A 26763-nucleotide genomic window follows, 5' to 3' on the forward strand; every position below is an offset into this window, starting at 1 on the left:
CTTTTCTCTTGTTAATCGGTATTTTAATAATTTGATCTGATTCTTCAGCTTCTTTATTTCAGGATCGATCACAGTTACTTCATACAGATAGTCCTTTTCTGTTGTTTCATGCTGTTTCGTTTTTTGAATCAGTTGTTCCTTTTCACAAATGAACTTTTCTAATTTTGTTTCCTTTTCTTTGATCTTCATTTTGATCCTCTTCATTCTCTTTCATTATCTTCCTGTCCATCAAAATTGAAATTTCCTAATATATAAAAACCTGATACAAGCTGTATCAGGCCTTATCATATTCTTATCTTACCTTCCATATATACCGCCAATATTTCAAATTTAAGATGATCACACAGACTGCAGTAAGAAGATCTGACAAGAAATAATTGATTCCTGTTTGATGAAACGGAAGCATCTTTGGTAAGAAAAATATCGAAAATATCATGATGATTCCTACCATGATTTGAAATCTGTCCATCCGATGTCTTTGACTCATATCTCTGGAAGTAATAAACATCAGAATTATACCGATTCCAAATAATATAAGCCAATAAAACGGCAGATCGACATATAATCCGGATGAATAGCCATCCCATCCGGCATTGACAAGAGCAACGGCCAGAAATCGGCCTATAAGCATTTTAGAATTATGCTGGCGTTCTTTTCCTTTATTTTTTTGTCGTATCTCTTCATCCTTTTCACTTGTATCAACTAAATCTGATACATTTGTTTCCAATAAAACAGCCAGCTCTGCTAAGTTTGCCGCTGAGGGCTCGCTTTTGCCGCTTTCCCATTTTGCCACTGCCTGTCTGCTGATTCCTAATTGATCAGCAATATACTCCTGTGAGAGCTTTAGATTTATACGTCTGTTTTTTATATTTTCAGCTAATGTCATATAAAACCTCCTACACACAGATTATAATACAAATGCCCGTTCCTGCAAGCAACTATGCGGCAACTTGACAGTTACCTCATATATTTTCTAAGCATTGCCATGATCAAAAAAGCTCTCTGTTGGATAAGAGAGCTTTATTCTATTTTTTTAATCTTTTTTTAGGGATCCGACATTGTTGATAGAAATAAACACCATAAGTCATACCGGATACGATGGTCATATAACTAACCACCAATTGCATGCCGATACTTTGTATCAGATAACTGATATCAGTTGAAAAGAAGGGTTCTAATAATTGTTCATCAACAACGGCAGCATGTTGCATAGCCTGATTGATCTGCGGTGCATATACGAATATATTCAGTAAATATATGACTAAGCTGCCCAGAAAAATGATCAATATGGTCTTAACCAGAATATTAAAGATAATTCCTTTTGAATGAACAAACAGCTTCACACCTTTTAATAAGGCCTGAAAGATATTTTCATCATTTTGTAGTATTTCATATAAGGTCAGATGATTGATGCAATTAAAGCAAATAACAGAAAAGAATATAACAAGCGGCAGAAATTGAATGAACGTTTGATGATCCAAAGCTAATTTGATCAAAAATATGCCAATACCAATCACAGAAATATAAATAAATACCAATGGAATCAATTTATTTTTATATTTCAAAATTTCACTGAAATTTTTATATGAATATTCCTCATGTTTCACAATTTTAGCATACAGAAGATTCATTCCGAACAGAAAGATCAAATTGATGACAAATGCGAAAATCATCGGAATCAGGTTATTATTCAATTTTTGAAATAATAAAGATACAATGGAACAGCCAATTGCCACAATAAGGCAATAAGCCAATAATTTCATTCTGTGCTTTGTAATTTCTTGCTTTGCTAATTGCATCGTATTCATTGACATACTCTCATACCGTTATTGCTAGAAAGCCATCTTCTTGTGACTCTACAATTCCTTCCTTTAATAATTTAATTTTCCGATTATTTGAATTAACAACGATAATTGGACAAATCATGTTAACATGCTGTTGTTTAAAAAAATCTAAATCAACCTCTACTAACAGATCTCCTTTTTTTACTGTTTGATTCAACTCAACATGAGCTTTAAAGCCTTCACCTTTATAATGAACCGTATCAAGACCTAAATGTATCAGATACTCATTCCTGTCTTCTGCCTTGATCCCGACAGCATGTCCTGTTGGAAATAAAGCTGTAATCGTACCGTTTACCGGTGACAAAACTTTTCCATCCATCATTTCAATGGCAAAACCATCTCCCATGCTCTTACTGGAAAAGACTTCATCCGGGACTTCTTCTATCGTCATCAGCCTTCCCTTAAAAGGAGAGCTGAACGATGTTGGTTTTGGTTTAAAAAATTTGAACATACCTTATTCCTCGTAAATATATCTCTTTCCCATGCAATAAGTTACCAAAAGATTAAAATCTTTATCAACCACTAACAGATCGGCATCCTTGCCTGCTTCCAAGCTTCCCTTACGATCATCCACACCGATATAACGCGCAGGATTTTCCGCAGTTATCTTTAAGATTTCATGAACGGAAGGATGTACGTTATCAATTAAGTTCTGAATGGAACGGATATAGCTTAATTCCAGATTTCTTACATTCTTATATTCCCGTATATCCACCTTTTCCTCTGTACCATCATCATTCCGAATGATCAAATAATTACCAGCTGGGATAAATGTCTGTTTTCTGACATAATGATACTTCTCTTTTTTACTTAATGCAAGACCTCCACAGTCAGTTGTCATGATGATCTTATCCTTGCTCTTTAACCGCCATGCAAGTGCAAAGGCCTCCGGCTTTACTGTCATTCCTGTCTGCTTCGCAAATTCACAATTTAGATCATCAAAATATAGGGCAGCTCCTGCAACACCTAATTCACGATGATGCAGCCCTCTCATGCCGCTGTACATATGAGTGACACCGCCCAGACCGTATTCTTTGAGATCACGAATGATGTCAAAGGTAGCTGCACTATGTCCGATATTGATCTGAATTTTATTTGCTTTACAGAATTTGATCATCTCTAATGCATGAGGCAGTTCAGGCGCCATTGTCATTAACTTTATGACATGAGGAACGCTCTGAGCTTCCATAAATTGATTCATGACAGATAAATCCGGATCAATACAGCAATCTTCTCTCTGCATGCCTTTAAATTCTTTATTAATGAAAGGTCCTTCCAGATGAACACCTAATAAGGTCGCTCCATCATCTTTTTGATTTTCAACTACATAGCTGGCACTTTTGATTCCTTGAACGATATCTTCGATAGGCTCAGCACCGGATGTAGCTAAGAAGCCGGTAACTCCTTCATAAGGAAGATTTTTTTTCATTTCATTGATAGAATGTACTGATTTATCATGCATGAAGCTTCCAGTGCCCCATCCGTGAATATGCTGATCAATAAATCCGGGAATGATCAGATGATCACCATAATCAATAATATCTTCACTTGGATCCACTTCATCATAAAAGCCGGCTATTTTTTCTCCTTCGATTTTCAAGTATCCGCTTCTTTTTATTTGATTAGGAAAATATATGTTTTTTGATTTAAGATACATCAAACATCCCTCTTTTCTAAATACCAATAATCCTTATTTGCTTCCATCAGATCATCCAATACGGCTTTTGCCTTATCAAAATCATTAACTGTTCGATTGAGTGCCAAAGCCTCTAAAGCTTTTGTATAATCTTTCTCGATCCATGCTTCACATGTTAATTTTTCATATGCAAATTGATTTTCCATCAGACCCTTATAAAAAGTCTTGATCTTACCAAATGGATAACCTGTAACACCATCTTTTCCTAAAACACCAGCGACTTCAACCATTGCCTCACTTGGAAAATTATCGATCATTCCATTATTCTTTGTAATGACGATGAATTCATTCTTTAAATCATAAGCAATGGATTCCGCAACCTCTACCATCATAGAACCAAATACAGGTGAAGTTAAAACTTCCAGATCTCCTAACGTTTCTCTGCCTACTGCCTTTGCGCAAACATCCCATACCTCTTTTTCTCTCGTTAAGATTGTTTCATCTGCTCTTGTAAAGTTCGGATCACTTTCTTTTACGATTTCATCGGCATAGAAATAATACTGCAGATATGTCGTTGGAATATACTCCGGAACGCATTTCATCATACGATTGACCCTCAGATAAGTATCCAGCCATGATTTCGTACGCTGCTCTGCATTATATGGTTTAAAATCATGATCTTTTAGGAAATTACGCAATTGATCAAAATAATTTTTTCCATTTGTATCATATAAATCTGTAAACCATCCAAAATGATTCAAACCAAAATAACGTGCTCTTAAAGTTTTAGGATCAACACCAAGTATTTTCGCAAAACTTACCATCATTGAATATGGCTGGTCACACATATTGATGATACGCTTATCATCAGGATACAGCATATCCAATGCTAATCCAACGATAGCTGCAGGATTCGTATAATTCAAAATCCAAGTATCTTTTGAATATTTTCTAACACAGTCTACCATTTCCTTCATGCCGCCAATTGAACGCATTCCATAGGCAAATCCTCCGGGACCGCAAGTTTCTTGTCCGACCAGACCATACTTTAACGGAATTTTTTCATCCAGAGATCTCATGGCATTCTGGCCTACACGCATCTGACAGAAAACAAAATCACAATCACTATAACCAACATCTAAATCATCTGTTACGATGATTTCTGTTTCCGGAGAGAATTCCTTGATCAGCAATTTGCAGTAATCTTCGATCTTATGAAATCTTTTTAAATCTTTATCCAGGAAAACAACTTTGCTGACAGGAAAACGATCTTTCATTTTCATAAGTGTACCGATCAGGGCCGGCGTACGGCAGCTACCGGCTCCTGAAACTGTTATTTTATGTGTTTTTCTCATAATTAATGCCTTCCTAGTTCATCATCTACTGCATTACGAACAAATTCTACCAAAGGTCCAAATACAATATGAATATGTTTTGTTGTCGGGAAGAAGACTCCTGAGCATCCTGATTTTTTCAATAGATCTCGATCAATCTTTTTATTATCATTGATATCTACTCTTAAACGTGTGACACAGTTTTCTACAGTACCGATATTTGAAGGACCACCCAGTGCTTCAACGACGATCTTTGCGATTTCACCATATCTCTTTTCACGGATCAATACATTATCTACTGAAGGTTCATCTTCTCTTCCAGGTGTCTTGACATCAAAGTGAAGGATCCACCATTTAAATAAGAAGTAGAATACGACAAAGCTGACAACTCCGACAATGACGATATTGATCCAGTGTGAATTTTTATACATTACACCGAAAATTATGAAGTCGAAAATAGTACCTCGGATATATCCGACAGCTGTTCCCATGAAATAGAGAGCCAATGAACCAACCGTACATAACAGAGCATAAATAACATATAATCCAGGTGCAATAAATAGGAAAGTAAATTCCAGCGGTTCAGTGACATTACCTAGGATTGCTGTTAAGACAGAAGTCATGATCAATGATTTTGCCAGAGCTTTATTTTCAGTATATGCTGTATTATACATTGCCAAACCGATAGCCGGGAAGATGAACATCGTTCTTACCATTTGGTTCTGGGCACCAAAACGAGTCAGTTCAGGCATCATGGACCAATATTCACTTTCCGGGCCAAGATTAAACAGAATTTCATTCATTGCATCTAAATAGCCGATATATGTCTGTCCATTGATGACATAAGTACCGCCTGCTTCTGTAAATCGCAGCATGGCATTCCATACATGGTGTAAGCCAAATGGAATCATCATTCGATTGACGAATCCTGAAAGTACCGGTCCTAAGATCTTATGTGTCAATAAGCCTGATAAGCTTGTACAGAATGCGATAAAATACTGCCAGAAGAATGGTAAGATCAAACCGATAACCAAAGTAACGACCATGGAGATCAATGGAACGGATTTCTTACCAGCAAAGAAAGCAAAAGCTACCGGCAATTCAAGATTATAGAATTTGTCAGCAGCCCAGGCAGCCACTAAACCGGCAATGATACCACCCAATACATTGACATTCAAGGTTTGAATACCTAAAACCACTGCCTGTCCTTCCAATGCGATATTGCCTTCAGTAACAAGCTGGCCAGAAGCACTTAACCAGATATTCATCGTAACTAACAGAATTAAATAAGCCATTACTGAAGAAAATACAGCAATACCTTTATCTCTTTTTGCCATTCCATATGCAACTCCCATCGCAAACATAATTGGAATGTTATTGAAGATAAGGTCAGAAATCTGCCGGATACTGGTAAATATCAGCTGAACGATGTCGTTCCCCAAAAACGGCAGCAGGTCGATCATATAGGACTGTGTAAAAGCACCAGATACTCCAAGCAATAAACCAACAGGTGCCATGACACCGATCGGGAGCAAGAGCGATCGACCAAATCTTTGAATTTGTTCACTATACTTTTTCATACTTGTTCCTCCTAATTACAAGTTAACCCAAAATGTAATCGATTACAATATGTAGGAAGCTTATTTACGACAGTAGTAATTTCAGTATTCACAAAAAATTTCCATGGTCATTTTATTAAAAAAATGCATTGGAATCATCCAGTACATTTTTTCATTTTTTACTAAGTTCAATTTTAATATAGTGAACCAGCAAATCTATCACGGCAAACATACCTATTCGTATATTGACATCATTTATTTTCGTATCATTCGACTCCGAAGAACAGAAAAGCTGCAAATCGCTGTAATGATTGAGCGGATTATCTGAAAAGGATGTTAATGAAATCAATGTATTCCCATAAGCTTTTACTGCCTTTGCTGTTTCAATGATAAGGGGTGTCCTTCCCGATAACGATATAGCCATCAAAACCTCATCATGGGTCATTTTTTGGGCAACCAGCTGCATGAGATTCAGATCAGGAATATTAATACATTTGATATTCAAAGTTAAAAGAATATGATTTAAATAACTGGCAATCGGCTTAGATGTACCTCTTGCAATCAGATAGATGCAATTGGATCGTATGATCATTTTCGCAATTTTCTCTAATACTTCATGTTTGTTCACCTGGATTGATTGAGTAACGATATCGATCATTCGGAATTCAAAAGTTTCGGTACTTTCTAAAGGTTCTTTTTCTTTATCCTGATTTTTAAGAAAGAATCTTAGGTCATTATATCCTTCAAAGCCTAATTTTTGACACATATTGATAACGACCGTCTTAGACACCCCACACTGTGTGGCTAATTTTTGCGACGTCATATTTTTTATCGTATCAATATGATCCAAAATATAATGGAGCAAAACTCGTTCACTGTTGGTAAGCAAATCATAATTGTTAGAATAAAAATCCATGTTTCGATGACACCCCTCTCTGAATTTCAATAAATATATTTTAGCACCAAATCAAAGCATGAATCAATTGTTAATGTGTCAATTATTTTGGCTTTGCAGATAGGCATATAGATGATTATATTCATACTCATTTTACATATTCATCATAAATGACCAAAGAAAGAATTAAACATATTTAAAAGGATCATAAAGATTTTATATAATACATTTAGATAAAATAAATGAGGAGACAGGACCATGGAATTAAATAAGAAATCACTTGAGATGCACAAAAAATGGAATGGAAAATTAGAGGTCGTTCCTAAAATGAAGCTAGAAACGGCAGAAGACTTATCGATTGCTTATACACCGGGAGTTGCAGCTCCTTGTATAGAGATCAAGAACCATCCAAATGACAGCTTTATCTACACCGCAAGAAAACATACGATTGCTGTCATCAGTGATGGCTCGGCTGTCTTAGGGCTTGGAAATATCGGTGCAGAAGCTGCAATGCCGGTCATGGAAGGAAAGTGTGCCTTATTTAAAGCATTAGGAGGAATTGATGCGATTCCTTTATGTATCAACACTCAAGATACGGATAAGCTCGTTGAAATCATTGCAAGCTTAGAGGCTAGCTTTGGTGGCATTAATTTAGAAGATATCGCTGCTCCTCGCTGTTTTGAGATTGAAAAACGTCTGCAGGATAAAATGAAGATTCCTGTTTTCCATGACGATCAGCATGGTACGGCTATCGTTGTATGTGCGGCCCTTGTCAATGCCTTAAGGCTTGTGAAAAAAGATGAACCGGCGATAGTGATCAATGGCGCCGGAAGTGCAGGATGTGCCATTGCCTCGCTTATTTTAAAGCTGAAGCTGGGTGATGTGATTTTAGTGGACCGTCAGGGAATCTTACATGATGGCATGGAGTTGACAACAGGTCAGCGTTCTATCATCCAGCTATGTAACCATAAGCATAAATCAGGAGATATCCGTGCTGCATTAAAGGATGCTGATGTATTTATAGGTGTAAGTACAGGTCATATCATTTCTAAAGATATGATTGCCTCCATGCATGAGAAAGCAATTGTTTTTGCCATGGCAAACCCTATTCCTGAAATCGAACCTGAAGATGCAAAGGAGGCAAATGCTTATATAATCGGTACAGGAAGAAGCGATCATCCTAATCAAATTAATAATTTACTGGCTTTTCCCGGTATTTTTAAAGGTGCCTTGGATGCCGGCGCCACACGTATCAACGATTCGATGAAAATCGCCGCTGTTTATGCACTGGCTCATTTGATTTCTGAAGAGGAGCTACGTACGGACTATATCATCGCTTCACCTTTTGATAAGCGGGTTGTCGAAAAAGTATCAGAAGCAGTCAAACAGGCAGCCATTGATTCCCATGTGATCAGGCAATAATGGAGAAATATCATGAAGATACTCATAGAATTATATACCACCTGGTTCAAAATGGGACTTTTTACCTTTGGCGGCGGTTATGCCATGCTTCCCATGATTCAAAGAGAAGTCATCGAAAAACATCACTGGGCGACCGAAGACGAAATTATGGATTATTATGCCATTGGTCAGTGTACCCCGGGAATCATTGCAGTAAATACAGCAACCTTCATAGGCTTTTATCAAAAAGGAGTGATTGGAGGAATCGTTGCGACATTGGGAGTAATCTCACCTTCTATCATCATCATTCTTTTAATAGCTTCATTGATTTCAAATTTTTCTGATATCCCGATCATTCAAAGTGCCTTGAAAGGCATCAATGTAGCCGTTTGTGTTCTAATGATCAATGCAATCAGGAACCTGTGGAATAAAAGCATTAAAAATATAGCGTCATTCGTTATTTTCTTCACGGCTTTATTCGCGTCTATCCTGACTGATTTATCAACCGTCTGGCTTGTGATCTTAGCTGCTGTGCTTGGTATCGTCATGACAAAGGCAGGGTGGTTAAAAAATGAATGAGCTATTTTATCTGATCATCGAATTTTTTAAAACGGGGCTGTTTGCCGTAGGTGGAGGTCTTGCTACTGTTCCTTTCTTATATGAAATCGGTGAAAAATATGGATGGTTCACCATTGATACCCTTTCTATGATGATTGCTGTTTCCGAGTCTACGCCCGGTCCTATGGGTGTGAATATGGCGACTTATGTCGGATATGATATTGCCGGAATCGTTGGAGCCTTAGCAGCTACTTTAAGTCTGGTAGCTCCAAGCATCATTGTCATCAGTATCATTGCTGTATATTTGCAACAGTTTAAAAAAGCAAAAATCGTTCAGGCTATTTTTAATGGCCTTAAGCCTGCAGTTGTTGCTTTTATCGCATCCGCAACCATCAGTTTATTTATGTCTGTCTTTTTTATTGAACAAAGCTTTGCTTTTGAATTTATCAATTGGAAAAGTATTGCTTTATTTTGCTTTCTATATTTTGTCAGTCTTAAATACAAGAATCTTCATCCAATTATTTTAATTATTATTTCTTTGATGATAGGAATCATTTTCAGATTTTAAATTTTTCGTTAGCTTATATTTAAAAATAATTCTTTTATAATACAATAAACCTGTGAATCAACATGATCACAGGTTTCATTTACATAAAATAACGATATCATTAACCAGTATAAGCATCACTGGCACTATTCTTAAAATTTTGTTTTTCAAGCCACTCTCTTTCTTCTTCTGTTTCCGGAATATCAATTCTTTCAATTTTAAAGATCACAGGCCTTGTTCCGTCATTGCAACAGGCAATCATCATCCTGTCATCATTGGTCCATTTACGCATGATCGAGCCTCCCTGTAGAGCAGCATATACATACCGGCTGATGGCATCCCATGCTTCACCACAAAACCTTCCATTCATCAGATGATAAAAATCATCCTGTTCCGGTGTTCTTTTTAAAACAAATGTATCACCTGCTTTAAAAAAAGGACATGGACCTGAATGCGGATCAGCAAGATATTTTTCTTGGTATTCAGGGAATACTTTAGTTTCTAATACGGTTATTTTACATTCATACTGCATTATTATACCTCCACTATAAGATGGATTTATTTTACCATATTTTTTACTCTGTTTCTTTAGCTTTTGTAAATAAACACTATACAACACTCGACAACAGTTATTTACTGTTTGTATCCAAGGAGGAAAGATATATAAAGATCATTATCAATTCAAGTTCAATGATTCCTATCTATGATAAATCATCGATCAAATCAAAATGCTTATACGAAAAGAGTTTTAAAATCTTTATATTTAAAAGAGATGATTCTATGGATCTAACCACTTATTTGTGATACCTTTAAAAATTCACAATAAAAATAGGAGCTTACGATGAAAACTTCAGGAACATGTCCTAAATGTCAATCCACAGATATCATACATATCCCTGATGATCCGAAAATAATATTTATACCACATCAATCACGTTGTTTAAAAAGATACCGGTGATCCGTTATGTATGCTGTAACTGCGGCTATGTAGAAAATTGGATTGATCATTAAAAAGAATTATCAAAGAACATTCTGAGTGATAAAAATAAGCTCATGCAAGCTAAAGTTGCATGAGCTTTTATTCTATGATTCATCAAATAATAACTGATAAAACAATATAAGGCATCCTAATGATAAAAAAATCCAGCCCATAATATATATGCTCTTTAATCCCGAAAACATAAGTAAGAAATTTGAATTGGCATTATTTATAAAATAACTCATAATCACAGCACTTAAACTTATCGTAAGAATGATAACACTACCTAAAATGATAAGCATCGGGCTATAACTCTTTCCTTTTTCTGATATGCGTCGAATTAAAAAACATATATAAGCAATTAGTTTCATAAATATTTACAAATATAATATAGGAATATATCGAATATCTCTTTCATCATGATCCTCTATAATCTTTTTTTTCTATAATACTCTATCCATAATAAATAAATTGATATTTCATGTCGTTTCTTCTTATAAATCAATGCATTATAAAAGCAGACATATGTCTGCTTGCTTAATTCAATGACTTAAAGAGTTGTTTTCCAAAGACCATGCAGATTGCAGTATTCATAAACCGCAACAACACTTTCACCTTCTGCTAATTTAAATGAAGCAGTAGGTCCTTCATTTGGATTTAAGACTTTTTTCATACCACCCTGGTTGGTCTGTACATAGATCCACTGGATGAAGTGTTCAGGAAGCATTGGATGATCCACACTGCCTACACGCACAACAACATTATCACCCTCTACGCTTACCACAGGTACATGCTTTTCTCCTGCTCCATCACTTGTATTTGGTACTAATTCCTCCATTTTTTCTCCACAGCAAAAAATAGGCACACCTACATTGTTTACCATCTCTACGATATTACCGCAATGACTACATCTAAAAAACTTAACATCTTTCATATGTTTTTCTCCTTTCTCACAAGTCTATTATATATAATTTTTATGTCTATACAAGCGAATTGCACTTTTAATTTATTATCACCTCATTGTAATATCAAACACAAAACTTAATGCATCAATGATTCATCACCTCCAGACATCTTCCATTTGGCTTAACGATATGCAAATCACGTTGAATCATCTTATAAATGCTGTCATCAAAACGATGTTCACATACCAGTGATATCCATAACTATTCTTTTGAATAAATAATTTAATTATGCTTTAAAATGTCCTTAATTTCGTCTGCCGATAAAACCTTACCATAAGATACTACCTTGCCATTTAACACTAAAGCAGGAGTAGACATGACACCAAAACTTGCAATTTGGGCAAAATCTGTAATATGTTCTATTTTAAGATCAAGATTTAATTCTTGTACTGCCTGCCTTGCTGCTTTTTCTAATTGGATACATTTCATACATCCTGATCCGAGAATCTTGATTCCTGCCCCCTCCTTTTGGCTTTCAGCCTTTTGCATATTTTCTTCTTTACACTGACCAGCACAACAGCATGCGTTTTCTCGATTGCTTCTTTTAAATAATTTCATCGTCTGATATCTCCTTTTCATATAAATAATGCACTAAAAATATTAAATACATAACCAACTATGATGATCCCTATGGCACATATTCCGATAAATAATGCTAGAAGCTTTGGTTTTACAGCTTTTTTCAACATGATCAGGGATGGAAGACTTAGTGTGGTAACTGCCATCATAAATGATAAAATCGTTCCCAATTCACTACCCTTTGCAAGCAAAGCTTCAGCAATCGGTATCGTTCCAAAAATATCAGCATACATAGGAATTCCTACAAGTGTTGCCAAAACAACACCAAATGGATTTTTGCTTCCTAATATGCTTTCGATCCAGCTTTCCGGAATCCAGTTATGAATAATTGCGCCAATTCCAACACCGATTAGAATATATGGAAAAACTTTCTTAAAAGTTTCATGAACCTGTTCCCTTGCAAATTGAACCCTCTCTTTTTTGGTTAAGGAAGGAGAATGAATATCAATATTACTTGCATTCTTCACAAATTCTTCTACATATTGATCCATATGCATTTTTTCTATCAATGTCCCGCCGGCAACTGCAATAAAGAGTCCGAGCACAACGTAAACTAAAGCAATTTTTGTACCGAAAATACTCATCAGCAAGACCAGGCTTCCCAGATCAACCATCGGCGAAGATATTAAAAATGAAAAGGTTACCCCCAGCGGAAGACCTGCACCGGAAATCCAATAAACAAAGGAATAGAAGAACATGAACAAAAAGGTGTCACTGTTCCTAATAAAGCAGACATGATATTTGCACCTATACCATGAAATCTTCCTAATATCTTCTTACTTCTTTCTGGTGGAAAATAAGATTGTATATATGAAATGATAAATATTAAGATACACAGCAGAATCGTAATTTTAAATATATCAAATACAAAAAACTGAATGCTTCCTCCGATACGTTGATCCATATCCAATCCTGTTTCAGATAAGATAGAACCAATGAGATCATTCAACCATTTCATTTTCAATATCTGATCTTGAAAAAAATTCCACAACAAATTTAATGTTTCCAAGAAACCCCTCCTCATTTCATATCAAATTTTTTTGATGTGATAACACTTATAAAAGCCATCTTCAGATGACTCATATAAACTAGATTCAATTAATTACTGCCTGTTTGTGAAGTTAATTCCAGCAAGCGTTTTGCTGCATACTCACTACCAGATTTACTGATTCTGTAATGCGTCCATTTCCCCTCCTGTCTGCTTACCACGATACCAGAATCACATAGTATCTTCATATGATAAGATAAGGCTGACTGCCCTATATTCATACAATCAATCAAAACACAGGCACATTTCTCTCCACTTTTTAAATGATTTAAAATATTCAATCTTTTTTCATCACAAAGCGCTTTAAATATTTTTACATCTCTTGAATAATCTACCATACCATCCCTCACATCAAATTATTTTGATGTATTCATCATACCCTTTAAAAAGATCATTGTCAACATACATATCAATTTTTTTTGATATGTTTTTAAGAATATCCTTTATGATGATTTCTTTCCTTTATACAAATAATTAATTTATCAATTGGCTGGTTGTATTTCAATCCTTTTTCATAAACACTTAATTAAAAAAGCCTCATTTTCTAACGATCAGGCATTTCTTTAGCATTGATTGATACCGTTTTTTAGAGTGTATAAATTTTATTCTTCATTTTTTTAGATTTATGTTATTCTTTTTTCTCACTATGACATAGCCATTTTCAATAAGACTTCCAATATGACCGTTAACCATCTATGATCATGAAAATACATATCTCATCTTGACTTTCTTAACGTTAATAAAAGCTGTCAACACCTTTGTCAACAGCCTAAATAAGTATATATTAACCTTTATATTTTAAGTATTTATTCAGCTTGCATTGCTGCATTTGTTCTATCAGCAGCATTTTGTAAAGCCGTTGCAGCATCGAAGGATGGATCAGCCGGTCCTTTAAATAACTCATTTAATTGGTTACGCATTTCAGTAGAACCTTTAAACACCGGAGCAACAAATGAAACCTCTAACTGGTCTTCTAATGCCTGTAAAGCAGGATTCGATTGAATGAATTTTTGATAGCTTTCATCTTCTAAAACTTCCGTATAAGGTGAATTAGCACTAATTGCTTGTACCCATTCAGAATTGCGGCTAATAAAATATTCAACAAAATCAGCCACAGCCTGATTTTGAGCCTCAGTACCCTTGAATCCGATAGCACCGCGATTTGAAATCGAACCTGCATTTTCATATTCAGCATCAGCTATCATCGGAACTCTTACAACCTGCAAATCTCCATTGATATTTGAAAGATCAAGATAAGGCATACCAGCACAGGAGCCAATATAAGAGGCAACCAAACCACTGTTCAGATCTCCTGAATTATACCCGTCAGCACTCTGAGCAGTAACCTGGAAATATCCTTCACGTACACCTTCTGCCCACCATTCAACCCATTCAAGAGTCTTATCATCATTGAAAGCAACTTCTTTGTTTTCAAGATCTACGATCTGTCCTTCATGAGATTGGTAAATCAAAATCTGTGCCAGATCAGTCAATGAATCTACCGCAAATCCTACAACACCTGTTTCCTCATAGATCTTCTTAGAAGTTTCTTTTACTTCATCCCAAGTCGTAGGAATTTCTGCTCCTACCTGATCATAGAGCGTCTTGTTTACAAATAAAACAGGTCCTGATGTATAAACCGGAACAATATGCACTTTTCCATCAGAGAAGTTAGTAGCTTCGGCATAGACAGCTGGTGTAGTGAGATCAGCATAATCAAAATCCCAGTAATCATCAAATGGGATTAAAACATCCTGACCATCAAAAGTATTTGCGAAAGTAGAAAAATTGAATACAAGATTAGGTGCTACACCGTTTGCGACAGCATCAGTAATTACTGATTCATATGTATTAGGATCGTATCCTCCAATAACTTCTACATTAATGTTTTCATGCTCACTTTCAAAATCAGCAGCAATCTGTTTCAACATTGCTTCATGATTTTCAGTGAAAGTGTGCCAAATCGTGATAGTTGTCGCTTCATCAGTTATTCCTGACTCATTGGAACAAGCAACCAAACCGATAGTCATCGCAAAAGCAACTAACAGCTTCGAAAGTTTTTTCATCAACTTTTTCCTCCTTGTGGTATTACCGTTTGTATTCTATAATCTCCGTCTTTTTTATGTCAATATAAGGAAGCTCGCTTTGTTATTTTTTACATTTACCATTCACTAATTTTTACACACATTTTATACTCATTACCGTTTCAATATATGTAGCCTGGTTCATTGATTATTTCATTATCGGTGAAACACGTATTCGTAAAAATCAATATAATAAAAAAATATATCTTTTAAGAACACTTTTTCATCATGATTTCATTTAAAATGCCTGATACAAAAATCAGGCATTTTTTTATTTAGTATTAATTGATGTCTATTTTGAAGAGTAAATAAACACATTATTCAATCTTCAAATTAACCATTATTTTAAGCTTATTCTCACTCTCTTTTCGTACTATCAAACAAATATTTTTCTATTGACCTTTAATGCTTGAAGTTTACCATGTTTGGGTACAGTTATTGCTTGGTGGAAATATCTTTTTTCTAATTTTAACTAAATTTATATAAAATTCTGATTATGCAAATTTCTCAATTTTTTAGGAACACTTTTCTGCCAATATTCCATATAAAAATGCCTGATTTTCATGAAAATCAGGCAATTATCCATCTAGTATCAGTTGATGCCCATTTTTGGACATTAAGACCATTACTAATTTGACATGGAATTACATATTCTAACTTAGACGCCAATTCAAAAATCACTCGTTCATCCATTGAAATATTATCCATAGAGATGAATCCCGAATTTTTTAATATTGACCAAAACTCAGAAAGTTCCTCTTCATCAATATGACGAATATCTATATTTTCATCATTTGCCAATGAATAAATATCATTTTTAAATTCAAGATAACTTAAATCTTTGGGATATTGTGCCAGCCAGGCTTTCATTTCTTTAATATTTTTAAATTCTTTCCCAGTAATATACTCACCTTCATATACATAAATATCTATAGGTAAATTCTTTAAATATTGATCCATTATTGGTTTAACATCATTCCAATCTAAGCCGCCATTACCACAACCTAATTTAGGAAAAGCGATTGATGTAATATTTTTATCTTTATAAGTGGTAACAAACTTTTGTAATCCCTTTTCTATATACTCAATCTTAGAAGGATTTCGCCAATGAACCTTTGTCGGAAAATTGAGAATCCATTTATTTTCACTTTTATATAGCCAAAGCTTTCCAATTTCGAGTATTTTATTATCACAAAACCATTGATATCTTTTAAACATATCCGGATATAATTGTTTAAATTTTAAAGCAATTCCTTTTCCCATAACTCCATCTAAATTAACTGTATTAACTAATACTTGTGCAGGAGAGGAAAATAAATCTCCTTTAATATATTTAATCATTATATCTACCTCCTGTTTTTGATATTATATCATAATTCCATTATCATAGTCCAAAAAATGATAAGAGCACCTGCATTCAATAAATATAAGAAACTGATTCGAATATCTCTTTATCCAATTATTACGGCTTAAATTGAAACGAACGAGTTTTTAATTCCAGTTTACTTTCGAACTAATATTGATTTTGAATCACTTCTATATATTTCTATAAAACAATTCTTGTTTCTACATAATTTTTAATGAATCAAAATTAAAAACCTGATTTTCTTAAAAAACCAGGCAATTATCCATTTAGTATCAGTTGATGCTCATTTTTACCATTTCGTACTGACACACCAGTGATCTTTTCCAGTCACTGTCTTGATTCCCCGCCGATCAAGATTTCTGGCTACTTCCTCCCAGCTTATGCCTGACAAGTATAACAGTGCTATTAAGGTATTTGATTCTATCCATCAATGGAAACACATGACTCATAATATTATACTGCGTTGACTGTTTTGCGATATAGTCTGGATCTATTTCAAGTGAAAGACCCTGATAATACTGTTCAGTAAACCGATCTTCTTAGTATATCTCTTTGGTCATTCGCTTATTATAAGCAATATGATTGCAGATCAGATTCAAATTTATCCTATCTGGATAAAACGGATCATGAGTTGTTTGATATTTCCTTCTGGTGTTAAACAGTATATATTTAATTTTTATACCGAGTAATTCTTTCCCAGTTATATGGAAATCCCATCATGTCAAACAAATCATTCTTTGTGATAAAAGATGTACTTTTCAAATATAAATTAATTTTCTTGATAATTTCTTTTTTCAACATTTTAAAATCTTCTTTTGATAAAAGATATTTTAATAAAATGACTACAGAAAATAAATCTGATTTTCCCTTGATGTATTGACCATTAACTTTTGAAATGTCTAATTTCCTATGTATTGGCAAATCTGGTATACTTTCATTAACTCTTTTATTATAGAGCCTTTCTCCATGTGCACATGTATTTCTAAATTTAGTAGCGACATGGTTCATTTGGGACAATTCTTTTGGATTAACATGAAATTCTTTAGCAATACTAGCTTTTAAATCCTGCGTTAAAACATTAAACATAACACTTTTTGTTCCCATTGTCAGTACATTGATCAACACCCATAAAGGCACATTTGAATATTTTTTCTGATAATGATGAATATACGCATAATCATGATCTGATACCGTTGCCATTTTATTCAGCATTGAAATAAGCCTTGGAAGCTTTCTCGAATAATTGCCTTTAGTATCAAAATTTGAATGATATAAAATTGATAGTATATCAAATTATGTAAAAATAAAAAAGAGGAGCCTACGCATAGAATCTCCTCCGGCTACAGGCTTCGAAAGTTTCAGTAGCACTATCACTGCTGCCATTCTACAATAACAACCATGTTTTGTCAATCATTTTAAAATTTTATGTCGGTATTTTGCATTCTATTCACCGAGAAAAATGAGTAATAAAAAACTTATCAATAGTTTTTCATTAAATTGTATTCAATTCAGATTAAACAAGTTGCTCAATTTTTTAGGAACACTTTTTCTACCAATATTCCATATAAAAATGCCCGGTTTCTTGAAAACCAGGCAATTATCCATTTAGTATCAGTTGATGCTCATTTTTGGAGGATCTACAATTTTCATCATTCTATCGTCAAAATATCCTTCATTCATAGGCTTATTTGTAATTTTATTTTCTTACTATCAAACAGACGTTTTCAATACTTGTCGTTTGCGGAAACATGTCAACCGGTTGTACTTTCTTTACTTCATAACCGTTTTGAGATAAGAAAGAAAGATCTCGGGCCAATGTTGCAGGATCACAGGAAACATAAACAATGCGTTGTGGACTCATTTTTAAGATGCTTTCCAATGTTTTTTGATCACATCCCTTGCGGGGCGGATCGACACAGATCACATCTAAATGCTGACCATTTTTAGCTATTTCAGAAGCAAAGGTGCCGGCATCACTGCATATAAATTCAACATTGCTGATTTGATTAAGCTCAGCATTTTTCTTTGCGTCTTTGATCGCATCTTCCACAATCTCAATCCCGATCACATGCTTTGCTTTCTTTGCCATAAACAAAGAAATCGTACCAATACCGCAATATAAATCCAATACTGTTTCTTTTCCTGTAAGATTCGCAAATTCCACAGCTTTTTCATATAAAACACATGTTTGCAGAGGATTGATCTGATAAAAGGATTTTGAGGATATATTAAATGTAAGATCCATCAAAGTATCCTGAATGGTTGGCTTTCCATATAAAATTGTTTCTTTATCACCTAAAATGACATTGTCATTTCTCTGATTCAGGTTCATGATCACCGATTTCACATATTTATTCTGACTTATAGCTTCCACTAATTCCTTTAAATGAGGAATCTTTTCTTCTCTGACGATCAGCACAACCATCATTTCCTTGCTTTCAAAGCCAACCTTGATCAAAAGATGACGGAAATAACTGCCAATCTGAAATTTTTGAAGCTGTGCCTTGATGATCTCTACCATTTCATTGATGAGGGGATGCTGGATAAGACACTCATCCATATCGATGATATCATTTGAATGGATACGGTAAAAGCCGCAGATGACCTGCCCCTCTTTTACACCTACAGGAATCTGTCCCTTGTTTCTATAGTAAAAAGGATGCTCCATGGACAAGACATCTTCAACTTCAAGATCTATCTTACCGATACGGGTGATACAATCCTGTACCCTTTGTCTTTTAAAAGCCTTCTGAGCAGTTGCTGAGAGATGTGAAAGCTGACATCCGCCACACGCTTTATAGACCGGGCATAGCGGCCGCACACGCTCTTGACTGCATTCTAAAAGCTGTAAACAGCGCCCATAAGAAAAATTCTTCAATACTTTCGTAATAATGATCTCACCTGTTTCTCCAGCTAACATATCTTTCACAAAAACAGGTATCTTTTCATATTTAACGACTCCCAAACCATCATAAGTATAGCTTTCACATTTTCCTATAAATTTTTCATTCTTTTTCATAATGTGTTAAAAAAGGGCATCGCCCTTTTTATTCTCCTTCATTTGCATTTTGATTCTGAACATCATTCGCCACTTCTTCATTTTTTGGCGAACTGACAAGCTCTAACAGCGGCTCATCCTGAGCGCCCGTCTTTGTCAAAACATAATGGATTTGATTATCTCCACTGATGACATTGTAGGCATCAATCTGTAAATCATACATCTTGACATAATTCTCACCATCACTGCGATTCGTAAAATATGTTTCAATCGGAAGTACCTCATTTACTTTCGCATAAGCCTGCTGGATAAGATTGTTGATACTGTCAGCAGACATATCATCATTCGTATCAATCAGAATCGCCACACGGGCCGTCTTAAAATTTACCTGAACAGAATCTGTTCCATCAAAAACCAAGGCATTCTCTAACGATGTAATATTCTCTTCCGTAATGGCCGGATCTAATTCATTCTGATAACGGCTTCCTACGACCGGCTGCGATGAATCCTCAAGTGAACTTACCAGGATGGCTGCCAGAATCACAATAGGAATGAAAAGTATAACTATAACTAACCCCAGTACAATATGCGGTTTTTTCTTAACGCTAGTTTTTTCATTCACGTTTCTTTTTTCTTTTGGCATAAAATCAGCTCCTTGCTTCTATTGTACTTGATTTTTAACGTTTCTTCAATTCCTCATTTAAAATTTGATTAGCAAGCTTTGGATTTGCCTGTCCCTTGCTCAGCTTCATTACCTGTCCGACCAAAGCACCGGCAGCACGGCCCTTACCATTTTTAAAGTCAAGAATGGCCTGTGCATTGGCATCTAATACTTGAGTGACAAGCTTAAGAATTTCATTTGGATCAGAAATCTGTTTCATTCCCTTCTCTTCAACGACCTTCTTCGGATCCTTGCCCTTCATGATTTCTTCAAATACAACTTTGGCCTGTTTTGATGAAATCTCACCCTTGCTGACCATCTCGATCATTTCCGCAAGATAAACAGGAGAACATGGGTTATCATCAAAGCTGATATTTTCTTTATTCAATACTGCCATCAATTCTACCATGCACCAATTGCTGGCAAGCTTATATTCTTTCGTATGTTTTACGACCTCATCATAGAAATCGCTGAGCTCTTTGGTTTGTGTCAATGTATTGGCATCATACTCACTTAAACCATATTCCTGCATATATTTTTCTTTACGCTGTGATGGCAGCTGCGGCTGAGTGGCACGAATCTGTTCGATCCATGCTTCATCCAATTGAATCGGAAAAATATTTGGTTCCGGGAAAAATTTATAATCAACGTTTCCTTCCTTCTTACGCATCAGCACCGTCGTTTTGGTTGCTTCATCAAAGCGTCTGGTTTCCTGTTCCACCTTTTCACCCGATAAAAGCAACCGGGTCTGACGTTCTACCTCATAATCAACTGCTTTTTGGACATTGCTGATCGAATTCAAATTCTTGATTTCCGTCTTGGTACCAAAGATTTCTGAACCTTCCGGACGAAGGGAGATATTCACATCACAACGCATGCTTCCCTCTTCCATACGGCAGTCGCTCACCCCAAGATAATAAAGCATATTTCTTAATTCTTCCACATAGGCAGCCGCCTCTTTACCGCTGCGGATATCCGGCTCGGATACAATTTCGATCAGCGGTGTTCCGGCACGGTTAAAATCAATCAGCGTACCAAAATTCGTATGAAATTGTTTAGCCGTATCTTCTTCCATATGAATACGATTTAAACGGATCTTCTTGGTACCTGTTTCCGTTGAAATTTCGATATATCCGTTTTTTCCGATCGGATGAAACTGCTGTGTGATCTGAAAACCTTTCGGAAGATCGGAATAATAATAATTTTTACGATCAAATTTCACTAATGGATCGATATCACAATGAGTGCCCATACAAGCTCTCAAAGCTAATTCTACCGCATGCTTATTTAAACACGGCAAGGTTCCCGGCATACCTAAATCGATCTCATTGACACAGCTGTTTGCACTTTCGCCAAAACTGACCGGTCCCTGTGAGAACATTTTCGTATGCGTCTTTAATTCACAATGGATCTCAATTCCGATTATCGTTTCAAAGTTCATAGCTACCTCCTGCCGTATGATTTTCAAGCCCTGTTTCCTCTTCGATTGCTTTACAGATATTCAAAAGATTTTGTTCATCGAATGCTTTTGCTGTCACATTGATACCGATCGGCAAGCCTTCCACAAAACCACTAGGAAGAGTCAATGACGGATATCCTGACATATTTCCCAAGATCATGAAGTTTTCCGCAACCAGATAGGTATCACTCATCTTTTCACCCACGCTGTCTTCAGGATGAGGTGCGATCGTTGGTGCCGCACTGGCAATCACACAGTCATACTTCTCCAAAATCTTTCTATATTCATCCACGATTACCCGGCGAACCTTTTGTGCTTTTCTAAACAGCTTTTCCTGATTTTCCACAAACAGCGAATAGCTTCCTAAAACAAATCTTTTTCTGACTGCACTTGAGAAGCCCTTCGTTCTGGAATTGATCATGATTTCTTCCAGGTCATTTCCGTCTTCACGCATACCAAAACGGACACCATCTAAATTAGAATGATTGGCACAGGCTTCCGCATTGGCAATGATCAGATAAACCGGCAGCAAAGTCTGAAGCAGGGTTTCATCCATGCTGACCCTTTCCACGATCGCTCCCCGTTTCTCAAGCTTTAGGATCACCTCATTGAAATTATCAACGATACGCTGATCCTCGATCGAATTCATGACATTCTCCAGAATAGCAATTTTCTTTCCTCGGATATCACTGTTTAAATTTTTCTCATATTCTTCTACTTTCTCATAAGAGGAAGTCATATCATGATCATCTCTGCCGGCACACACCTCAAGCATCCTTGCGGCATCCTCAATGCAAGTCGTAAAAAAGCCCACATGATCCAGGCTTGAAGCATAAGGAATGACACCATAGCGTGAAATCCGTCCATAGGTCGGTTTAAAACCTACGACACCACAATAGGCAGCCGGTTTACGGATTGAATCTCCCGTATCGGTTCCCATCGCTACCGGAACGACGCCTTCTGCTACCAAAGCGGCACTGCCGCCACTGCTTCCTCCTGATATACGGCTTACATCATAAGGATTGTTGACCTTTCCCGTATAAGCATTTAAATTCGTACCACCCATGCCCAATTCATCCATGCTTGTCTTCGCAAACAAGATGGCACCGGCATCCTTCAGCTTTTTGATCACCGTTGCATCATAAATCGGAACATAGTTATCTAAGATACGTGAGCTGGCCGTTGTACGGATTCCCTTCGTATTAAAGTTATCCTTGATGGCAATCGGCACACCGTATAAAGGAAGAGATGGATCCATCTTTTTCACTGCTTCGATCTGTTCGCTGTGGTCAATAAAGGTAACGATCGCATTCAGCTTCTTCTGTGCTTTTTCACTTAAAGCAGCACATCTTCCTACATTCTTTTCAACATCCTTCGTAAATTCCTGTATCTTCATTATTTCACCACCTTTGGTACCACAACATAATTCTCACTGGCCTGCGGCACATTTTTCATCGCATCTTCCTGCGAGATCGCATATACCTCATCATCATTACGGATAAAAGAAGTCGGTGCTTCAAACGGATAAACCATCTCTTCTACATGTTCCGTATCAATCTTATTAAGAAGCTCCAGCTGCTTCAGATAAGTTTCAAACTCCTCCTGCAATTCTTCACATTCCTGATCATTCAGGTCAAACATGACCTGGTTTGCCAGCTTTCTCAGCATTTCCTTACTAAATTTCTCCATGGCTCCTCCTTATATCAAGCTAGTCGTGATCGTTTCACTATTCTTATCACGATGTATCAATGCCACCGTATCACCATCACTCTTTATATGAACATTTAATTCACAGTTATTTTCATTAATATCCGGTGCCAGTGTAACCATATACTGAATCAGGCTTTGAATTTCCACATATGTCTTACCACGCATATTAATTTCAATCTCCACTTCATCAGCCATATTATCTATAAAAAATACTCTTCCATAGAATCCTACTTCATTTGGAAAATTCTCAAACAACGTGCTCTTCACCGTTGATATCTGATTTGCCAATACGCTGTCCAGCTCAGATAAACGGGCACTTGGCGCAAACGCCCATTCCTGTGTCAAACGCTCATATGAAGTCGATGAACGCGTCGTAACATAGCTCTGACCGATAAATCCGCCGCTTGTCATGCTGTCTGAGCTTACCGTCTTATATAAGAGGACATGAATCGGAAGATTCCCTACCTCCGGATGGTTATTACGCAAATAGTTGACCAGTCGCTGACCGGCCTCTAAGCTGCCGTAATTGAATAACTGTTCATCGCTCATCTGACCTGTCTGCGTACCGCTTTGCAGGATCACATTTCCATTCTCATCAATCGCAGCACTGCCATCTTCATTGGTCTGAGCCACTGAATAAGTGATATTCTGATTCATGACGATCGTAAACTGAAAACCCACATAATCACCATTCTGATCAACAAAATCTACTTCATAGACATCACTGACAATGATCGCATCATACATATCGATGCCTGTACCGCTTTCGACATAAGTTCCCTTTTCCGGATTCAGCCCTTCCGGATTGTAATCTGTCTTATATTTCAATAATCCCAATCCTCTTAAGCTGGAATCAAAACGTTCCAGCTCACTCGCATCAAGGATATTACCTTCTGAAGCATAAGTCGTATTCGGATCAAAATAGCTTTTCGCAAGCTCCAATCCCTGCTGCCCCATAAAATATTTATCTAATTTATTGGAACCATATTTCGAATGAATCACACTGGTAGATGAATTCACATACGGCATAGAATAACCATAATCACCTTCTCTTAACGGCTCAACGGTAACCCGGTCCTCATCAGTATCATCCTGACGACAACCGCTTAATAAAAGCGAGCCCAGCAGCAAAAGTGAAAACAGTTTACTGATTTTCATACTTGTTCACCTCTTCCATAAAAGTCGCTTCATCCATGACAGATACATTTAATTGTAACGCTTTTTCCAGCTTGCTTCCAGCATTTTCACCATAAATGACAAGATCTGTCTTTTTCGATACGCTCGAAGCAACATTCGCCCCCAGCCTTTCCAGCAAGCCGCGTGCTTCATCACGTGTAAATAAATGCAAGCTGCCTGTCAATACGACCGTTTTACCTGTGAACATGCTTTCATTGGTCTGCACCTCATCACTGTCCATGCGACAACCTGCCAAACGCAATTTTTCGATCATCTGACGGTTGCTTTCCAGGCCAAAGAAATCCAGAATGCTGATAGCCGTAATTTCACCAATATCACGAATATTCGTCAATTCTTCTTTATCCGCCTGCATCAAAGCATCCATCGTCTTAAAATGCTGTGCTAAGATACGAGCTGCTTTTTTGCCAACCTGACGGATACCTAAACCAAAAACAAGATCCTCCAAAGGATTCTTCTTGCTCTTTTCAATCGCATTCAAAAGCTTATCCACACTTTTTTCCTTAAAGCCATCCAGCCCTAACAGCTCATCTCGCTTATCCTTCAGCGTATAAATATCTTCAACGCTTTTCAGGATCCCTTTTGCGCAAAACAGTTCCACGCGCTTGCTTCCCAACGTATCAATATTCATCGCTTCTCTTGACGCAAAATGAATGATCGATTCACTCACCCTCGCCGGGCAGTCCTGATTGATGCAGTAATGGGCCGCCTCATCCGGATAGCGTACCAACGGTGAATGGCAGATCGGACAATGCGTAGGAAAAACATATTTTTGAGAATGCTCATCCCTACGTTCCGGTAATGAACGCACAACCTCTGGAATGATGTCCCCCGCTTTATGGATCACCACAAAATCATTGATCCGCACATCCTTGGCTTTGATCATATCTTCGTTATGTAACGTAGCCGCACTGACCAGGCTTCCTGCCACACGTACCGGCTCCAAGACCGCATTAGGTGTGATCTTACCGGTGCGTCCTACGGTAATCTTGATATCCTTCAAACGAGTGATGACTTCTTCTGCCGGAAATTTATAGGCAATCGCCCATTTTGGTGATTTGACCGTTTCCCCGATTTCTTCCCACCGGTCAAGCTCATTGACCTTAAGGACCATACCATCGATATCATATGGAAGATCATTTCTTTTCCGGGTCATTTCCTGAATAAACACCCATGCCTCATCAATATCTTTACAAACGCGACGCAAAGGATTCGTCTTGATGCCGTTTTGATCTAAAAAAGCCAGGGCTTCACTTTGCGTATGACATCCCAATGCCTGCGCATCCATTAAAAAATACCAATAAGCATCTAATTTCCTTTTCCTGGCAATCGAAGAATCTAATTGACGAATGCTTCCTGCCGCCGCATTACGCGGATTGGCAAAAGGCTCTTCACCCTTTTCTTTTCTTTCCTCATTCAGCTTTTCAAAAACAGCTTTCGGCATGATGACCTCACCACGTACTTCCAGATCATCCTGATATGGAATGGTCATCGGAATCGAGGCAATCGTTCTGACATTGCTTGTCACATCTTCTCCTACATTGCCATCCCCGCGTGTTACAGCCTGTCTGAATTGACCATTTGCATAATGCAGGCTCATCGCCAGCCCATCCATCTTCAATTCAACCTGATATGTCGCATCCGGCACTACCTTGCGCACTCTCTCATCAAAAGCAACCAGATCTTCATAATTAAAGGCGTTGGCCAAAGAAATCATCCTTGTCTTATGGGCCACCTTCACAAAACCTTCTAATACTTCTCCGCCAACCTTTTGGGTAGGAGAGGACGGATCGGCCATATCCGGATATTCATTCTCCAGATCGATCAGTTCCTGCATATAACGATCATATTCCTGATCACTGACACTTGGCGAATCCAATTCATAATACTCTCTTGAAAGTCTTCGCAGGATCTCTCTTAATTCCAATATTCTTTCTCTGCTCATA

Annotated in this window: 25 protein-coding genes and 1 pseudogene; 3 read left to right on the forward strand and 23 right to left on the reverse strand. The window is 36.7% G+C overall.

The genetic code is table 11. From position 1 onward, the window contains the following. From Q0K35_RS07400 to Q0K35_RS07435, 8 genes are all read right to left on the reverse strand, one after another. Positions 1-189 (reverse strand): hypothetical protein (locus Q0K35_RS07400; protein WP_294562016.1); only part of this gene is annotated, 189 nt, incomplete at its 3' end. Positions 190-292: 103 nt separating this feature from the next. Continuing rightward, positions 293-886, reverse strand: a complete 594-nt coding sequence (locus Q0K35_RS07405) for a helix-turn-helix transcriptional regulator (protein WP_294562017.1) — start codon at positions 884-886, stop codon at positions 293-295. A 139-nt stretch (positions 887-1025) separates the two neighbouring features. Further along, positions 1026-1808 (reverse strand): hypothetical protein, encoded by a 783-nt coding sequence (locus Q0K35_RS07410; RefSeq protein ID WP_294562018.1) that lies wholly within the window; start codon positions 1806-1808, stop codon positions 1026-1028. A 10-nt stretch (positions 1809-1818) separates the two neighbouring features. Further along, a complete protein-coding gene (locus tag Q0K35_RS07415; protein WP_294562019.1) occupies positions 1819-2295 on the reverse strand; it encodes a PTS glucose transporter subunit IIA in 477 nt (158 codons plus the stop codon). A 3-nt stretch (positions 2296-2298) separates the two neighbouring features. Beyond that, on the reverse strand, positions 2299-3501 hold the full coding sequence (gene nagA, locus Q0K35_RS07420) for an N-acetylglucosamine-6-phosphate deacetylase (RefSeq protein ID WP_294562020.1): 1203 nt from the start codon (positions 3499-3501) through the stop codon (positions 2299-2301). Next, positions 3501-4835: a 6-phospho-alpha-glucosidase gene (locus tag Q0K35_RS07425; RefSeq protein WP_294562021.1), complete on the reverse strand. Its 1335-nt coding sequence runs from the start codon at positions 4833-4835 to the stop codon at positions 3501-3503. Before Q0K35_RS07425 ends, nagA begins: the two co-directional genes overlap by 1 nt. 2 nt (positions 4836-4837) lie before the next feature. Continuing rightward, the gene (locus Q0K35_RS07430) at positions 4838-6394 is read right to left on the reverse strand and encodes a PTS transporter subunit EIIC (RefSeq protein WP_294562022.1); all 1557 of its coding nucleotides are present in this window, start codon (positions 6392-6394) and stop codon (positions 4838-4840) included. A gap of 151 nt (positions 6395-6545) precedes the next feature. Then, positions 6546-7289, reverse strand: coding sequence for a MurR/RpiR family transcriptional regulator (locus Q0K35_RS07435; RefSeq protein WP_294562023.1), 744 nt, complete (start codon positions 7287-7289; stop codon positions 6546-6548). 237 nt (positions 7290-7526) lie between these two features. Between Q0K35_RS07435 and Q0K35_RS07440 the strand changes: the two genes are divergently transcribed. From Q0K35_RS07440 to Q0K35_RS07450, 3 genes are read left to right on the forward strand one after another with little or no spacing between them, the layout of a single operon-like run. Continuing rightward, positions 7527-8690 carry an NADP-dependent malic enzyme gene (locus Q0K35_RS07440; RefSeq protein ID WP_294562024.1) on the forward strand — a complete coding sequence of 388 codons (1164 nt, stop codon included), beginning with the start codon at positions 7527-7529 and terminating at the stop codon, positions 8688-8690. Between the two features lie 12 nt (positions 8691-8702). Further along, complete coding sequence (locus Q0K35_RS07445) at positions 8703-9248, forward strand: chromate transporter (protein WP_294562025.1); 546 nt, start codon at positions 8703-8705, stop codon at positions 9246-9248. Next, positions 9241-9795 (forward strand): chromate transporter, encoded by a 555-nt coding sequence (locus Q0K35_RS07450; RefSeq protein ID WP_294562026.1) that lies wholly within the window; start codon positions 9241-9243, stop codon positions 9793-9795. Before Q0K35_RS07445 ends, Q0K35_RS07450 begins: the two co-directional genes overlap by 8 nt. Positions 9796-9895: 100 nt before the next feature. On the opposite strand, the gene Q0K35_RS07455 is transcribed toward Q0K35_RS07450, so the two are convergent. The 15 genes and pseudogenes from Q0K35_RS07455 to ligA form a co-directional block, all read right to left on the reverse strand. Beyond that, positions 9896-10306, reverse strand: a complete 411-nt coding sequence (locus tag Q0K35_RS07455; RefSeq protein ID WP_294562027.1) for a TIGR04076 family protein — start codon at positions 10304-10306, stop codon at positions 9896-9898. A 997-nt stretch (positions 10307-11303) separates the two neighbouring features. After that, positions 11304-11687 (reverse strand): desulfoferrodoxin family protein, encoded by a 384-nt coding sequence (locus Q0K35_RS07460; RefSeq protein WP_294562028.1) that lies wholly within the window; start codon positions 11685-11687, stop codon positions 11304-11306. Between the two features lie 253 nt (positions 11688-11940). Continuing rightward, positions 11941-12276, reverse strand: coding sequence for a thioredoxin family protein (locus Q0K35_RS07465; RefSeq protein WP_294562029.1), 336 nt, complete (start codon positions 12274-12276; stop codon positions 11941-11943). A 17-nt stretch (positions 12277-12293) separates the two neighbouring features. After that, positions 12294-13321: pseudogene (locus Q0K35_RS07470) on the reverse strand (permease). A 74-nt stretch (positions 13322-13395) separates the two neighbouring features. Then, on the reverse strand, positions 13396-13683 hold the full coding sequence (locus Q0K35_RS07475) for a metalloregulator ArsR/SmtB family transcription factor (RefSeq protein ID WP_294562030.1): 288 nt from the start codon (positions 13681-13683) through the stop codon (positions 13396-13398). A 468-nt stretch (positions 13684-14151) separates the two neighbouring features. Further along, entirely contained in the window at positions 14152-15411 is a 1260-nt protein-coding gene (locus Q0K35_RS07480; RefSeq protein WP_294562031.1) for an extracellular solute-binding protein, read from the reverse strand. Positions 15412-15999: 588 nt separating this feature from the next. Continuing rightward, a complete protein-coding gene (locus Q0K35_RS07485) occupies positions 16000-16770 on the reverse strand; it encodes a macro domain-containing protein (protein WP_294562032.1) in 771 nt (256 codons plus the stop codon). Between the two features lie 694 nt (positions 16771-17464). Further along, positions 17465-18082 carry an Abi family protein gene (locus Q0K35_RS07490; protein WP_365936218.1) on the reverse strand — a complete coding sequence of 206 codons (618 nt, stop codon included), beginning with the start codon at positions 18080-18082 and terminating at the stop codon, positions 17465-17467. A gap of 409 nt (positions 18083-18491) precedes the next feature. After that, complete coding sequence (gene rlmD, locus Q0K35_RS07495) at positions 18492-19814, reverse strand: 23S rRNA (uracil(1939)-C(5))-methyltransferase RlmD (RefSeq protein WP_294562033.1); 1323 nt, start codon at positions 19812-19814, stop codon at positions 18492-18494. A gap of 28 nt (positions 19815-19842) precedes the next feature. Further along, positions 19843-20436: a hypothetical protein gene (locus tag Q0K35_RS07500; RefSeq protein ID WP_294562034.1), complete on the reverse strand. Its 594-nt coding sequence runs from the start codon at positions 20434-20436 to the stop codon at positions 19843-19845. A gap of 34 nt (positions 20437-20470) precedes the next feature. Beyond that, positions 20471-21895, reverse strand: a complete 1425-nt coding sequence (gene gatB / locus Q0K35_RS07505; protein ID WP_294562035.1) for an Asp-tRNA(Asn)/Glu-tRNA(Gln) amidotransferase subunit GatB — start codon at positions 21893-21895, stop codon at positions 20471-20473. Next, positions 21885-23309, reverse strand: a complete 1425-nt coding sequence (locus Q0K35_RS07510) for an amidase family protein (RefSeq protein ID WP_294562036.1) — start codon at positions 23307-23309, stop codon at positions 21885-21887. The genes gatB and Q0K35_RS07510 overlap by 11 nt, the downstream gene beginning before the upstream one ends. Next, complete coding sequence (gene gatC / locus Q0K35_RS07515; RefSeq protein WP_294562037.1) at positions 23309-23602, reverse strand: Asp-tRNA(Asn)/Glu-tRNA(Gln) amidotransferase subunit GatC; 294 nt, start codon at positions 23600-23602, stop codon at positions 23309-23311. Before gatC ends, Q0K35_RS07510 begins: the two co-directional genes overlap by 1 nt. Positions 23603-23611: 9 nt before the next feature. Then, entirely contained in the window at positions 23612-24781 is a 1170-nt protein-coding gene (locus tag Q0K35_RS07520) for a CamS family sex pheromone protein (protein WP_294562038.1), read from the reverse strand. Further along, positions 24768-26762: an NAD-dependent DNA ligase LigA gene (gene ligA / locus Q0K35_RS07525; protein ID WP_294562039.1), complete on the reverse strand. Its 1995-nt coding sequence runs from the start codon at positions 26760-26762 to the stop codon at positions 24768-24770. The genes Q0K35_RS07520 and ligA overlap by 14 nt, the downstream gene beginning before the upstream one ends. Position 26763: the final 1 nt, after the last annotated feature.

This window comes from uncultured Traorella sp. (assembly GCF_944327115.1).
Taxonomy (GTDB): Bacteria; Bacillota_I; Bacilli_A; order Erysipelotrichales; family Erysipelotrichaceae; genus Traorella.